The 13891-nt window shown below is 73.7% G+C and carries 14 protein-coding genes; 4 read left to right on the top strand and 10 right to left on the bottom strand.

From position 1 onward, the window contains the following. Positions 1–10 precede the first annotated feature (10 nt). From ACFYYW_RS18715 to ACFYYW_RS18690, 6 genes are all read right to left on the bottom strand, one after another. Positions 11–1471, bottom strand: coding sequence for a cation acetate symporter (locus ACFYYW_RS18715; protein ID WP_387650587.1), 1461 nt, complete (start codon positions 1469–1471; stop codon positions 11–13). 46 nt (positions 1472–1517) lie between these two features. Then, positions 1518–1988 (bottom strand): hypothetical protein, encoded by a 471-nt coding sequence (locus ACFYYW_RS18710; protein WP_387650193.1) that lies wholly within the window; start codon positions 1986–1988, stop codon positions 1518–1520. Beyond that, positions 1985–2734, bottom strand: coding sequence for a LytTR family DNA-binding domain-containing protein (locus ACFYYW_RS18705; protein WP_352324464.1), 750 nt, complete (start codon positions 2732–2734; stop codon positions 1985–1987). The genes ACFYYW_RS18710 and ACFYYW_RS18705 overlap by 4 nt, the downstream gene beginning before the upstream one ends. Positions 2735–2849: 115 nt before the next feature. After that, positions 2850–4028 (bottom strand): histidine kinase, encoded by a 1179-nt coding sequence (locus ACFYYW_RS18700; protein ID WP_352324465.1) that lies wholly within the window; start codon positions 4026–4028, stop codon positions 2850–2852. 94 nt (positions 4029–4122) lie between these two features. Further along, positions 4123–4536, bottom strand: coding sequence for an HIT family protein (locus ACFYYW_RS18695; protein WP_387650191.1), 414 nt, complete (start codon positions 4534–4536; stop codon positions 4123–4125). Beyond that, on the bottom strand, positions 4533–5240 hold the full coding sequence (locus ACFYYW_RS18690; RefSeq protein ID WP_352324467.1) for a DUF1838 family protein: 708 nt from the start codon (positions 5238–5240) through the stop codon (positions 4533–4535). The genes ACFYYW_RS18695 and ACFYYW_RS18690 overlap by 4 nt, the downstream gene beginning before the upstream one ends. A 52-nt stretch (positions 5241–5292) precedes the next feature. Here ACFYYW_RS18690 and ACFYYW_RS18685 point away from each other — a divergent pair, with 52 nt between their 5' ends. Further along, positions 5293–6849 carry an MFS transporter gene (locus ACFYYW_RS18685; RefSeq protein ID WP_387650189.1) on the top strand — a complete coding sequence of 519 codons (1557 nt, stop codon included), beginning with the start codon at positions 5293–5295 and terminating at the stop codon, positions 6847–6849. A 5-nt stretch (positions 6850–6854) separates the two neighbouring features. Then, on the top strand, positions 6855–7457 hold the full coding sequence (locus ACFYYW_RS18680) for a TetR/AcrR family transcriptional regulator (protein ID WP_387650187.1): 603 nt from the start codon (positions 6855–6857) through the stop codon (positions 7455–7457). Here ACFYYW_RS18680 and ACFYYW_RS18675 read toward each other — a convergent pair. From ACFYYW_RS18675 to ACFYYW_RS18660, 4 genes are read right to left on the bottom strand one after another with little or no spacing between them, the layout of a single operon-like run. Next, entirely contained in the window at positions 7444–7881 is a 438-nt protein-coding gene (locus ACFYYW_RS18675; RefSeq protein WP_387650185.1) for a protease inhibitor I42 family protein, read from the bottom strand. The two genes, ACFYYW_RS18680 and ACFYYW_RS18675, sit on opposite strands and share 14 nt — an antisense overlap. Further along, complete coding sequence (locus ACFYYW_RS18670; protein ID WP_352328832.1) at positions 7878–8765, bottom strand: YihY/virulence factor BrkB family protein; 888 nt, start codon at positions 8763–8765, stop codon at positions 7878–7880. Before ACFYYW_RS18670 ends, ACFYYW_RS18675 begins: the two co-directional genes overlap by 4 nt. Before the next feature lie 53 nt (positions 8766–8818). Further along, positions 8819–9457 carry a DUF3618 domain-containing protein gene (locus ACFYYW_RS18665; protein WP_387650183.1) on the bottom strand — a complete coding sequence of 213 codons (639 nt, stop codon included), beginning with the start codon at positions 9455–9457 and terminating at the stop codon, positions 8819–8821. After that, on the bottom strand, positions 9454–9834 hold the full coding sequence (locus ACFYYW_RS18660) for a phage holin family protein (RefSeq protein ID WP_352328829.1): 381 nt from the start codon (positions 9832–9834) through the stop codon (positions 9454–9456). The genes ACFYYW_RS18665 and ACFYYW_RS18660 overlap by 4 nt, the downstream gene beginning before the upstream one ends. Before the next feature lie 295 nt (positions 9835–10129). On the opposite strand from ACFYYW_RS18660, the gene ACFYYW_RS18655 reads away from it, so the two are divergent. Both ACFYYW_RS18655 and ACFYYW_RS18650 read left to right on the top strand, forming a co-directional pair. Beyond that, entirely contained in the window at positions 10130–13114 is a 2985-nt protein-coding gene (locus ACFYYW_RS18655; RefSeq protein WP_387650181.1) for a DEAD/DEAH box helicase, read from the top strand. A gap of 2 nt (positions 13115–13116) precedes the next feature. After that, positions 13117–13890 carry an SWIM zinc finger family protein gene (locus tag ACFYYW_RS18650; RefSeq protein WP_387650179.1) on the top strand — a complete coding sequence of 258 codons (774 nt, stop codon included), beginning with the start codon at positions 13117–13119 and terminating at the stop codon, positions 13888–13890. The last annotated feature ends 1 nt before the right edge of the window (position 13891 follow it).

Here is a 13891-nt window from a genome sequence, read left to right as displayed (position 1 = left end):
GGGCGCGGGGTCATGGGGAGCGGGGGTGCCAGTCGCCGCGGTCCAGGTCGAGGTTCTCCGGGGTGTGGAGGCGGACCATCGTGCGGGCCACCCCGGGCGGCACGCGGTGCGGCGTCAGGAACGACACCGACACCATCACCGTGAACGCGATCGGCACCGTCCAGGCCGCCGGCTGGGCCAGCAGCGCCCCCGCGAGCCCCTCGTACGGCCCCCCGGTGATCGTGGCGAGCACGGCCGAGCAGGCGAGCCCGCCCCCCACGAACAGCCCGGCCAGCGCCCCGGTGGTGGTGAGCCGCCGCCACCAGATGCCCAGCACCAGCAGCGGGCAGAACGACGAGGCGGCCACCGCGAACGCCAGCCCCACGACGTCCGCGACCGGCAGCGCCCGCGCCCACAACGCCAGCGCCAGCGGCACGGCGACGGCCATCAGCGTGGCGATCCGGAACGAGCGCACCCCGCCCTTCAGCAGGTCCTGCGCGATCACCCCGGCGACGGACACGGTCAGCCCCGAGGAGGTGGACAGGAAGGCCGCGAACGCCCCGGCCGTCACCAGGGCGGTGAGCAGGTCGCCGAGCGTGCCGCCGATCATGCGGCTGGGCAGGGTGAGCACGACCGCGTCGGTGCGCACGAGGTCGGGGGCGTAGAGGCGGCCGAGCCAGCCGTACAGGGCGGGCAGCAGGTAGAACGCGCCGAGCAGGGTCAGCACGACCAGCGTCGTACGGCGGGCGGCCCGGCCGTCGGGGTTGGTGTAGAAGCGCACGAGCACGTGCGGCAGGCCCATCGTGCCGAGGAACGTGGCCAGGATCAGCGAGTACGTCGAGTAGAGCCCGTACTCCTTGGCCCCGGCCAGCGGCATCTGCCAGGTGGCGGCGTCCTGGACGCTGAGGGCGGGCGCGCCGTCGCCCTTCCAGGCCAGCAGCAGGAACACCAGCGGCACGGCCAGCGCGGTCAGCTTGAGCCAGTACTGGAACGCCTGCACGAACGTGATCGACCGCATGCCGCCGGACAACACGTTCACCGCCACCACCCCGGCGACCAGCAGCCCGCCCGCCCACACCGGCGCGCCGGTGATCGTGCGCAGCACCAGCCCGGCGCTCTGGAACTGCGGCATCAGGTACAGCCATCCGATCAGGACGACGAGCACGCTGGCGGTCCTGCGCACGGTCATCGACTCCAGCCTGGCCTCGGCGAAGTCGGGCAGCGTGTACGCCCCCGAGCGCCGCAGCGGCGCCGACACCAGCACCAGCAGCACCAGGTAGCCGCCGGTCCAGCCGACGGGCAGCCACAACATGTCCACGCCGTAGGACAGGACGAGCCCGGCGACGCCGAGGAAGGAGGCCGCCGACAGGTACTCGCCGCCGATGGCGGAGGCGTTCCACAGCGGGCTGACGGTCCGGGAGGCGACGTAGAAGTCGGAGGTGGTGCGGGAGAACCTGATGCCGTACGCGCCGATGAGCACGGCCGCCGCCATCACGACGACCACCGCGGTGAGGCTCACGAGGGGCCCTTCGCGCCGGTCACCGGCGTTCCACCAGCTCGGCGAAGTGGCGTTCGTTGCGCTCGGCCTGGCGGACGTACAGCCAGGCGCCGATGACGAAGGCGGGGTAGATGAGCCCGGCCAGCACCGCCCAGGGCAGGGAGACGCCGAGGACGTCCACCTCGCGCAGTTCGGGGATGAGCAGGAACAGCAGCGGCAGGCCGCCGACCACGCAGGCCAGCACGGTGCAGACGAACAGGGCGAGCCGGAACTGGGTGCGCAGCAGCGAGCGCATGTAGACCTCGCCGAGGCGGGTCTGCTCGTCGATCTCCCTGGTGGCCGGGTAGCGGGGGCGGCGGGCGGCGGCGGTGCGCGGGCTGGTGACGCTGACCCGGCGCGGCGTCTCGGAGCGGCGGAAGGCGTCCATGCGGCGGGCGGCGTCGGTGCGGCGGGCGGCGGGGTCGGTGCGCGGCGACCCCGCCGGACGCCCCGGCCGGGGTTCGGGGGTCATTCCGTCCTGCCCTTCCTGGCGCGGCGGACCAGCAGGTCGCGCAGCTCGCGGGTGTGCCGGCGGCTCACCGGGAGCTCGGTGTCGCCGACCCGCACGCTGCACCGGCCCGAGTCGATGTGCAGTTCCTCGATGTGCTTGACGGCCACCAGATGGCTGCGGTGCACCCGGACGAACCCGGCGGGGGCCCAGCGTTCCTCCAGCGTGGCGAGGGGGATGCGGACGAGGTGGCTGCCGTTCGCGGTGTGCAGCCGGGCGTAGTCGCCCTGGGCCTCCACGTAGAGGACGTCGGCGCTGGATACGAACCGGGTCACGCCGCCCAGCTCGACGGGGATGGTGTCGCTCTCGCCGGTCTCGGCGGGCACGTCGGCCGAGACCGCCACGCGCCTGATGGCCTCGGCGAGCCGTTCGGGACGTACCGGTTTGAGCAGGTAGTCCTCGGCCTTGATCTCGAAGGCGTCCACCGCGTGCTCCTCGTAGGCGGTGACGAACACGACCCGCGGCGGGTTGGCGAACTGCGACAGCAGCCGTCCGAGCACGACGCCGTCCAGCCCGCGCATGCGGATGTCGAGGAAGACGGCGTCGATCGGGCGGCCCTCGGCGATGCCGCGGTCCAGCAGGCGCAGCGCGGCCGCCCCGTCGCGGGCCGTCACCACCTCGCCGATGCGGGCGTCGGCGCGGAGCAGGTAGGACAGGTCCTCCAGCGCGGGTAGCTCGTCGTCCACCGCCAGGACGCGCAGCCCGGTCACACGTCACTCCTCACACCTCGAATGCATTAGACAGTGATGAAACCGGCACCAAACGTCAAGGCCGTCACGGCGGGGTCACAGGTGGGGGCAGGTATGAGGGCGGCCTGGTTGAAGGTCAGCGGGCCGAGACGCCGGGGTGGTACTTCGGCAGGCGCACGTTGACCTTGGTGCCCGCGCCCGGGCCGGTCTCGACGACCAGGCCGTACTCGTCGCCGTAGACCTGGCGGAGCCGTTCGTCGACGTTGGCCAGGCCGACGCCGCCGGTGGGGGCGATCTCGCCGGCCAGGATGCGGCGCAGCCGCTCGGGGTCCATGCCGAGGCCGTCGTCCTCGACGGTGATGCGGCACTCGGCGCCGGCGTCCTCGGCGATGATCGTGATGCGGCCGACGCCGTTGCGGCTCTCCAGGCCGTGCCGGACGGCGTTCTCGACCAGCGGCTGCAGGCACAGGAACGGCACCGCCACCGGCAGCACCTCGGGGGCGATGCGCAGGGTGACCTGCAACTGGTCGCCGAACCTGGCATGTTCGAGGGTGAGGTAGCGCTCGATCGAGTGCAGCTCCTCGGCCAGCGTGGTGAACTCGCCGTGCCGGCGGAAGGAGTAGCGGGTGAAGTCGGCGAACTCCAGCAGCAGCTCGCGGGCGCGTTCTGGGTCCGTACGGACGAAGGAGGCGATCGTGGTGAGCGAGTTGTAGATGAAGTGCGGCGAGATCTGCGCGCGCAGGGCCCGGACCTCGGCCTCCATGAGCAGCGTGCGCGAGCGGTCGAGCTCGGCGAGCTCCAGCTGCGAGTTCACCCAGCCGGCCACCTCCTGCGCCGCCCTGACCAGGCCGGCCGAGGCGTTCTGCCCGTAGGCGGCCAGCGCGCCGACCAGCCGGTCGTCGGTGGTGAGCGGGACGACGACGGCGTGCCGGATCGGGCATTCGAGCAGCTCGCAGTCGATGGTGAGCACCTGGGTGCGGCCGTCCCGCAGGGTGGCGGCGGCGTGCTCGAACGCCTGGGCGGCGTGGTGGTCGCCGGCGCCGTCGTAGACGAGCAGGCGCTCGCGGTCGGTGATCGCGAGCGCGGCCGAGCCGAGCAGCGCGCGCAGGTGGCGGGAGGCGCGCTCGGCGCCCTCGGGGGTCAGCCCGGCCCGCAGCGGCGGCCCGGCCATGGAGGCGGTGTGCAGGGTCTCGAACGTGGCCCGCTCGGCCGGGCTGGTGCCCAGCTCGCGGCGGCCCCGCATGACGCGCCAGAGCACGATCGCGGGCACGCCCACCAGCACGGCCACGACGGCGACGCCGACCAGGTACTCCACGCGCCCCGAGCCTAGCGCCCGCCGCCGCCCGCGCCGCCCCCGGCACCTGCACCTGCACCGGCACGGGCACGGGCACGGGCACCACGTGCGAGCCTCACTCGGCCGCCAGCGCCTTGGCGACGGCCGCCGCGTAGGTCTCGGCCTCCTGCGCGGAGTCGTAGGTGGTGCGCGGCCAGAAGAAGCCGCGCAGCCCGTCCTTGCGGTTGCGCGGCACGACGTGCACGTGCAGGTGGGGCACGCTCTGGCTGATCCGGTTGTTCATCGCCACGAACGTGCCGGCCGCCTCCAGCCCCTCCTCCACGGCCCTGGCCACGGCCTGCACCCGGGAGAAGAACGGCCCGACGTCGGCGAGGTCGGCCAGCGTCTCGACGTGCAGCCGCGGCACGACGAGCACGTGCCCCTTGAAGACCGGACGGGTGTCGAGGAAGGAGACGGCCACCTCGTCGGCGCTCACCACGTGGGCGGGACGCGCGCCGGCGATGATCTCGCAGAACAGGTCGGTGCTCACCGACCGACCTTATCGGCGAAGGCCGTCCAGCTCGTCATGTTGGGCGCGCTCCACTCGGCGGGGGCGTGCAGGAAGTGCTCGCCGACGCGCTCGCGCAGCCGCCCGGGGACGTCGGCGACCTTGGCGCCCCGGCAGTGGTAGACCAGCCCGCCCGGCCGCTGCCCCATGGCCATCCAGGGCAGCCAGGGCGAGACCCGGCACCAGGAGAAGACCGCCGGCACGTCGGGCATGCCGGACTCGACGTCGGCGGCCGAGGCGAAGAACTGGAACAGCTCCAGCGCCCGGTACGTGTCCCGAGCCGAGTTCTCCGGATATTTCGCGACAGGTAGTGGCGAGGGGTAGGAAAGGCGGATGTCGGCGTTGAAGACGACCTGCTCTCCCAACCGCGTCACCGGCACCGGATAGGCCCCGAGCCGCTGGTTGACCGGGTCGTTGAAGACGTGCTGCACCTCGACGGACCGTCCGGTGAGCGGGTTGTCCCACACGTCGATCGGTTCCCTGGTCCTCGGGTCGAGGTAGAGCGCCGCCTCTCTGGTCAGCAGCTCCCAGCCGCCGTCGGCCGGGCGGGCCCGCGCCACGTTCAGCCCCTCGAAGCCGAACAGGTGATGGGGGCCGTCGTCGTCCTGCCAGCCGTAGACGTCGCCGGTCCAGTAGGAGATCGTCTCGGCGCCGTCGGCCGAGGCACGCACCCGGATGAAGTCCATGATCCGGAGCTTACCCCTTGTTTCGAGACAGCATGTTGCTATCTTTAGGGACATGGTGTCGCTAAATGCGCGGACCCGGCAGAGCTGGCTCCCGCTGATCGTGCTCGGCGTCGGGATGTCGATGATCATCATCGACGCGACGATCGTGAACGTCGCCGTCCCCGCGATCATGGGCGATCTGGGCCTGTCGGCCACGGACGTCGAGTGGGTCAACTCCATCTACTCCCTGGCCTTCGCCGCCCTGCTCATCCCCCTCGGCCGGACCGGCGACGTGCACGGCAGGCGCCGGATGTTCGCCGTCGGCCTGGTGGTGTTCCTGGCCGCGAGCATGCTGGCCGCCTCCGCGCCGAGCGGCGCGCTGCTCATCGCCGCCCGGGTGGTCCAGGGGGTCGGGGCGTCCATGGTGGTCCCGATGACGCTGGCGATCATCAACTCCCTCTACACGGGCTCGCGCCGGACGATCGCCTTCGCCGTCTGGGGCTCGATCATCGGCGGCATGGCCGCGCTCGGCCCGCTGCTCGGCGGCTGGGTGGTGACCGACTTCGGCTGGCGCTGGGCGTTCTGGGTGAACCTGCCCATCGGCCTGCTCGTGCTGCTCGGCACGGCCAGGGTGCCCGAGTCGAAGGACCCGGCGGCGGGCGGCTCGGACGTCCCCGGCGTGCTGCTGTCGGTGGCCGGCCCGGCCGCGCTGGTGTTCGGCCTGATCGAGGGCCAGCGCTACGGCTGGTTCACGCCGACCGGCGAGGCCGCGCTGTTCGGGTGGGACTGGCCGCTCGGCGGCGTCTCGCCGATCCCGTTCGCCTTCGGGCTCGCCGCGCTTGCGCTGACCGCGCTGCTGCTGGTCGAGCGGTCGCGGGCACGATCGGGCCGCCCGGTCGTGCTGGACCTGTCGCTGTTCGCCATCCCCTCCTTCAGGTACGGCGGCGCCGCCGCGATGATCATCAGTCTCGGCGAGTTCGGCCTGATCCTGGTGCTGCCGCTGTTCCTGCAGGCGGCCATGGGGTTCACCGCGTTCGCCACCGGCCTGATCATCGCCTCGCTGGCCGGGGGCACGTTCCTGGCGGGCGGCGTCGTGCCGCGGCTGGGCCTGGCGCCCAGAGTCGTCGTGCGGCTGGGGCTCGTCCTGGAGGCCGTGGGCGCGATCGCGATCGGCCTGGCCGTCTCCCCCTCGCTCGGCCCGTGGACGCTGGTGCCGTGGCTCGTCGTGTACGGCGTCGGCGTCGGCTTCGCCTCGGCCCAGCTCCCGAACGTGATGCTCGCCGACGTGCCCGCCCGCCGCTCCGGCGTGGCCTCCGGGCTCCAGAGCACGATCCGGCAGCTCGGCGCCGCCGTCGGCATCGCGGTGCTGGGCGCCGTCCTGGTCACCGGTCTGGACGCGGCGATGGCCGAACGCCTGCCCGGCAAGCCCGCGCTCGGGCAGGCCGTACGGGAGAGCGCCGGCGCGGCCGTCGCGGCGATCAGGGAGCCGGCCGACCACGCCGCCGCGGTGGCGGCGGCGGCCGACGCCACCCGCCGGGTCACGATCGTGACCGGCATCGTGCTGTTCGGCGGCGTCGGGGCGACGTTCCTGCTGCCCGATACTGGGGGGAGACGACGCGAGGAGGAGTGAGTCCGGTGCCGAGGATCAGCGCCGCCACGGTGGCCGACCATCGGGCCAGCCAGCACGCGGCCCTGCTGGCGGCCGCCATGGAGGTCCTGGCGGCCGAGGGCCCGGCCGGGCTCACCCCCGCGGCCGTGGGCGCGCGGGTCGGGCTGGCCCGCTCCAGCGTCTACCGCTACTTCTCCTCCACCGCCGACATCCTGGCCCAGCTCGTGGAGGACGCGATCCCCCGCTGGGCCGACCGGCTCGTCACGGCCACCCGCGACGGCGGCCTGGAGGAGCGGGTGCGCGCCTTCGGCGCCGTGTCGCTGGCGTTCGTCACCAGCCCCGACCACGCGCTGCTGCGCGCGGTGGCCGCGGCCGACCTGCCCGCCGAGTGCCGCCACCGGCTCGACCAGCTGCACGAGACGATGATCGAGCCGCTGCGCGGCCTGCTCGCCGAGGCCGGGGAGCCGCATCCGGACCTGGTGGCCCACCTGGGGTGGAGCATCCTGGGCGAGGGCCGGCGCCGCCTGGCCGCGTGCGCCGAGTCCGGCGCCGACGCCGACGCCGACGCCGAGGTGATCACCGCGACCACCCTCGACGTGTTGTGCCGGGCCGTGCTCAGCGCACGGTGATCTCGAAGACCGCCTCGCCCGACTGCCGCCTGCTCTCCTCGTCGGGCGGCGTGGAGCTCCGGCCGCAGCGCCAGCAGTCGCGCAGCGTGATCTCGGCGGTGCCCGGGCTCTTGGTGTTGAAGACGAAGTAGGCCGTGCCGCCGCTGCCGGGGCCCTGGCCCGCGCTCCTGCGCTCCTCGCTGATGTAGGAGGCCACCCTGGCGTCGGGCACCGCCGCGAGGCGCCAGTCGTCGCCCACCGACGGGTTGTCCGGGACGGCCAGCGAGAACCGCTGCCCGGGGCGCAGCTCGGCGCGCACGGTCGTGCCCTTGGCGCCCTTGACGACGGTGCCGAAGTCGCTGACCGCCGAGCCGTCGCCGCAGCCGGCCACCAACCCCGAGGTCAGCAGGGCGAGTGCGGCGACGACGGCCTTTCCACGCTTCACTCGGGAAGGCTATCCTCCTTCGGCGGGTCCCTGGGCTCCACGTACGGCTCCTGCCCGACGGGCTCGCCCTCGGCGATCTGGCGTTCCCTGATCAGCTCGGCGTCCAGCTCGGCCCCCAGCAGCAGGGCCATGTTCGACAACCACAGCCAGATCAGGAACACCACGACGCCGGCCAGCGTGCCGTAGGTCTTGCCGTAGGACCCGAAGTGGCCCACGTACAGGGCGAAGCCGCCGGAGACCACGACCCAGAGCACCACCGCGAGCAGCCCGCCGGGGGTGATCCAGCGCACGCCGGGCTGGCGCACGTTCGGCGCGGCCCAGTAGAGCACCATGATCAGCCCGGCCGCGACGAGCGCCAGCACCGGCCATTTCAGGATGTCCCAGGCGGTCACCAGCGCGCTGCCCAGGCCGAGCGCCTTTCCGACGCTCCTGGCCAGGTCGCCGGTCAGCGCGACGGAGATCGCGCCGAGCGCCAGCAGCACGGTCGCCAGCACGGTGAGCCCGATCCGGAGCGGCGTCACCTTCCAGAACGGACGCCCCTCGTCGATGTCGTAGATGGTGTTGCCGGCCCGGATGAACGCGCCGATGTAGCCCGACGCCGACCAGAGCGCGACCAGCAGGCCGACGATCGCGACCAGGCCGGCCGAGGCCGCGTTCTCCTGGACCGAGCGCACGCCCGTGACGATCAGGGAGCGCACCTCGTCGGGCGCCAGCACCACGAGGTTGCCGACCAGGGTGGCGGTGTCGCGCCTGCCGAGCAGGCCGAACACCGACACCAGCACGATCAGCGCGGGGAAGATGGACAGGACGGCGTAGTAGGTGAGCGCTGCCGCGAGGTCCTGGACGCCGTCGTTGCGGAACTCGACGACGGTGCGTTTGAGCACGCTCCACCAGGCCCTGCGGGGCAGTTCCGCAGGTCTTTCGGGGGAACGCACGCCTACTTCGCCCTGTTGCGCTTCCTGAGCCGCCGCACGACGAGGGCCGCCACCGCCGCCGCCGCGGCCAGCAGCAGCACCGGACGCTTGCGCGCCCCGGTGGCGGCGTCCTTGACCTGGTGGGGGGTGGCCTCGCGGACCTTGCCCGCGACCTCGCCGGCCATGCCCTTGGCGGTGCCGGTCACCTCGGCGGCCTTGCCCTTGGCCACGCCGGTGATCTCGGCGACCTTGCCCTTGGCCGTGCCGGCCGCCTCGGCGGCCCGGCCCTTCAGGTCGGCCTTGTGGGCCAGGGCGCTGACCGTGTCGCCCAGTTCGTTCCTGGTCTCCTTGATGCTTTTTCGCACGTCGTCCTCTTCCTCGTCGTCCTCGCCACGGCCCCCGCCCCCGCCGCCGCCCAGCGACTCCTCCTCGACCGCGCGGCTCTCCACCGCCTCGGTCCGGTCGTCGGGCACGGGGGTCTCGGGGATGAAGGTCTCGTGTTCCTGGCGGGCCAGTTCGGCCCGTTTCGCGTTCTCCGCAGCCCCCGGTCTCGTCGGAGGCACGTTGATCGACTCGCGTTCGGTCGGCGTGCCGACGGTCGCCCTGCGGGCGCCCACGTCACCGGCGTGCTGCTCGCTGTATCCGGGGTCCGTCTCGCTCATCGGCGTGCCCTCTCCTTGACCATGTCGATATCGGCCTTGACGCTCGCGATGGTCTCCTCGGGGACCGGCGGCGTGGCCTGTTTCACCTGGTTCTTTCCGGTCAGGCCGAGCAGGGCGGCGGCGATGAGCAGGACCGCCCCCACGATCGCGGCGGCCGCCCACGCGGGCATGACCAGAGCGAGGAGCAGGACGACGGCGGTCACCAGCGCGGCGCCGCCGAAGAACGCGGCCATCCCGGCCGCGCCGAACAGCCCCGCGCCGAACCCCGCGCGCCTGCCCTTCTCCGCGAGCTCCAGCCTGGCCAGGCGCAGTTCGTCCTTGACGAGCCTGGAGACCTGGTCGGAGAGATCACTGACCAGCTTGTGGGTATCGTTCACGACGTCGCCTCCTCCGCTGAGCAAGGCGACTACCCAGCTGACCGCCTGTTATTACCTCTTGGCGGCCTTCAGCAGGAACCGCAGGACGGATTCCACCGGCGACTTGGGCGCCTCGCACCAGTTGTCAGGCTGCTTCGGCCTGCTCCACGGAGAGGGGAGCTCGCACGAGGGAGCCTGCGGCTCAGGCCGCTCACACCACGATCCGGGAGTGTTCATACTTCGATGGTACGACTTCCGGCCCGGCCCGCAGAAGACTCGCGGACCGGTCGCTCCGGGCCGGCGGTAACCTGCCGGGGTGCTGGTACACGGGGTGTGGGCGGGTGACGGGCTCGCCTTCTGGGGAGAGGTTCCCGGCCGGGCCGCCGCCGTGTCCCGTGGGGCGGGCGCGCGGCCCCATCCGTTCGCCGCGTCCCCTGACGAGCTGGCCGGCGCGCCGGGGCTCGGGGTGGGCGGGACGCCGTCCAGGGTGCTGGAGCTGCTGCTGCCGGGGTCGGCCAAGGGGCCGCTGCCCTCGCCTGAGACGGGGCTGCTGACGGAGGTGGTCAGGCCGCGGCTGCTGCCGTGGCGGGTGCCCGCGGTCGTGCTGCCGCCCGGCGCGGCCCTTGACGCGCTGGACGGCCCTCCGGGCGAGGCCACCGCCACCGTCCGCCACTGGGCCGCCGTCGCCGCGCTCGCCCGCGACCTGGTGGCCCGCGGCCGGGTCGTCCCCCAGCTCGTCCCGCGACCCGCCCCCGCGCCCGGCCCTCAGCCCGGCCCCGGGTCCGACCCCGAGCTCGGCCCCGGGCCCGGCAGCGACGGCGGCAGCGGTGCCGACGGCACCGACGGAGCCGCGCTGGCCCTGTGGCGGCCCGTGCTGACCGGGGCCGACGCCGCCTACTTCCGCGACCTGGCCCTGGCCATGCCGCCCGCCTGCCGCACCTGGGCCGCCGAGCGCCCGGCCGCCGAGGTGCAGCTCCAGGCTTTGGAGGCGTTCACCGACGCGCTCGTCCGGCGGGCCGTCACCACTCCCCTGGCCACCGCGCCCACGACGCCGCGGGAACGATGGCTGGCCGCGCTGACCGGCGACCCGGCCTGCCCCGACGACCCCGGGCTGCGCGAGGAGCTGGACCGCTGGCGGACGGCCGTCATGGCGGCCGAGGGCGCCACCCGCGTCTGCTTCCGCCTGCTCGAACCGGCCGCCGGCGACGACTGGCGGGTCGAGCTGGCGTTGCAGGCCGCCGACGACCCCAGCCTGTACGTCCCGGCCGCCTGCGTCTGGGGCGGCGAGAAGGGCCTGCCCGGCCGGCCGGAGCGCGAGCTGCTGGCCGGGCTCGGCCGGGCCGTGCGGCTCTACCCGGAGCTGGACCGGGCCCTGCGCGTGCCGGAGCCGAGCGAGCTGGCCCTCGACACGGCGGGCGCGTTCGGCTTCCTGCGCCAGGCCGCGCCGCTGCTCCAGGCGGCCGGGTTCGGGGTGCAGCTGCCGCGCTGGGCGGGCCGTACGAAGCTCGGGCTCAAGCTCACCACCAGGACCAAGCCGCAGACGGCGGCCGTCAGCCAGGGCTTCGGGCTGCGCGAGCTGGTCGACTTCCGCGTCGACCTGGCGGTGGGCGAGGAGACGATCAGCGAGGCGGAGCTGGCCGAGCTGGCCAGGCTCAAGGTGCCGCTGGTCCGGGTCCGCGGCCAGTGGGTGGAGCTGGACGACCGGCAGCTCAAGGCGGCGCTGCGGGCCGTGGAGGGGGTGCGCGCGGGCGAGGCGGCGGCGGCCGACCTGCTGCGCCACGTGATCCAGGGCGACGACGAGCTGCCGTTGCTGGCGGTCGACGCCGACGGCGTGCTCGGCGACCTGCTGTCGGGCCAGGCCGAGCGGCGGCTCACCCCGCTCGCCACCCCGCCGGGCCTGGACGCCGTGCTGCGGCCCTACCAGGAGCGCGGGCTGGCGTGGCTGAGCTTCCTGTCGGAGCTGGGCCTCGGCGGCGTGCTCGCCGACGACATGGGCCTGGGCAAGACGGTCACCACGCTGGCGCTGCTCGTGCACGAGCGGGCCGCCGCACCGACGCTGCTGGTGTGCCCGATGTCGCTGGTGGGCAACTGGCAGCGGGAGGCGGCCAGGTTCGCCCCGGGGCTGCGCGTGTACGTCCACCACGGCCCCGGCCGGGACGCCGCCCGCATCGCGACGGCCGACCTGGTGATCACCACGTACGGCACCGCCCACCGCGACCTGGAGGCCCTGCGGGAACACGAGTGGCGCCGGGTGGTGTGCGACGAGGCCCAGGCGATCAAGAACAGCGGCACCCTGCAGGCCCGCGCCGTCCGGTCGATCCCCACCGGCACCCGGCTGGCGCTGACCGGCACGCCGGTCGAGAACCACCTCGCCGAGCTCTGGTCGATCATGGAGTTCGCCAACCCCGGCCTGCTCGGGCCGCGGGCCCGCTTCCGCACCCGGTTCCAGGAGCCCATCGAGGCCCGCCAGGACGAGCAGGCCGCCGCGGCGCTGAAGCGGGCGACGGGCCCGTTCATCCTGCGCCGCCTCAAGACCGACCGGTCCGTCATCTCCGACCTGCCGGAGAAGATCGAGATCAAGGAGTGGTGCCCGCTCACCCCCGAGCAGGCCACGCTCTACCAGGCGGTCGTGGACGACATGCTGGCCCGGATCGACGACAGCGAGGGCGTCGAGCGGCGCGGCCTGGTGCTGTCGGCCATGGCCCGGCTCAAACAGGTCTGCAACCACCCGGCCCACCTGCTCAAGGACGGCTCCCGCCTGGCCGGCCGCTCGGGCAAGCTGGCCCGGCTGGAGCAGCTGGCCGAGGAGGTCCTGGCCGAGGGCGAGAAGGCGCTGCTGTTCACCCAGTACGCCGAGTTCGGCACGATGCTCCAGCCCTACCTCGCCCAGCGGCTCGGCCGCCCGGTCCTGTGGCTGCACGGCGGCCTGCCCAAGAAGACCCGCGACCGGCTGGTCGAGCGGTTCCAGAACGACCAGGAGCCGATGTTGTTCCTGCTGTCGCTCAAGGCGGCCGGCGTCGGGCTCAACCTGACGGCGGCGAGCCACGTCATCCACGTCGACCGCTGGTGGAACCCGGCCGTGGAGGACCAGGCCACCGACCGGGCCTTCCGCATCGGCCAGCGCAGGAACGTCCAGGTGCGCAAGCTGATCTGCGCGGGCACCCTCGAAGAGCGCGTCGACCAGATGATCGAGCGCAAGAAGGCGCTGGCCGAGCGGGTGGTCGGCGCCGGCGAGGAGTGGCTGACCGACCTGTCCACCGACGAGCTGCGCGAGGTGTTCCGCCTCACGGGAGGGTCCTGACCATGCCCGACTGGTACGACGGCGGCGGCCCCATCGAGGTCGAGGGCGGCCTGCGGGCCCGGTCGCGGCGCGGCAGCATCGGCTCGGCCTGGTGGTCCAGGCGCTTCGTCGACATCCTGGAACGCGTCTGCGACAAGGGCCGCCTGTCCCGCGGCCGCGCCTACGCCCGCAAGGGCCAGGTGCTCTCGATCGAGCTGTCGGCGGGGCTGGTCCGGGCGTCCGTGCAGGGGTCGCGGCCGAAGCCGTACGACGTCGTGGTCAGGATCGACGTCTACGGCGAGGACGTGTGGGCGCGGCTGGAGGAGGCCGTCGCGGCGCAGGCCGTCCACCGGGCCAGGCTGCTGGCCGGGGAGATGCCGGTCGAGATCGAGGAGCTGTTCGCCGCGCATGGCGTCGACCTGTTCCCGCGCGACCTGGACATGGAGTGCTCGTGCCCCGACTGGGGGTTCCCGTGCAAGCACCTGTCGGCCGTGCTCTACCTGCTGGCCGAGTCGTTCGACGACGACCCCTTCCTGGTGCTGGCCTGGCGCGGGCGCACCCGCGAGCAGCTGCTCGGCTCGCTGGCCGACGACCCGCCCGCGCCGGACCCGCTGGAGGTGACCGACGTGCCGTTCGCCGACCGGCTGGCCGACTTCTACGCGCCCGGCGCCACCGCGCACCGCCCGGAACGCCGCTCCGCCGCGTCCGCCTCCGACCTGCTGCCGCGGGTCTTCCCGCCGCCCGCGGGCCTGGCGGACGCGCTCGCCCCCGCCTACCGGGCGCTGGGCGAGGGCTGAG

Source organism: Nonomuraea sp. NPDC001831 (assembly GCF_042892035.1).
In the GTDB taxonomy this organism is placed as follows: Bacteria; Actinomycetota; Actinomycetes; order Streptosporangiales; family Streptosporangiaceae; genus Nonomuraea.
The sequence above is the reverse complement of the archived record's forward strand: the minus strand, read 5'-3'. Positions and strand labels throughout refer to the sequence as shown.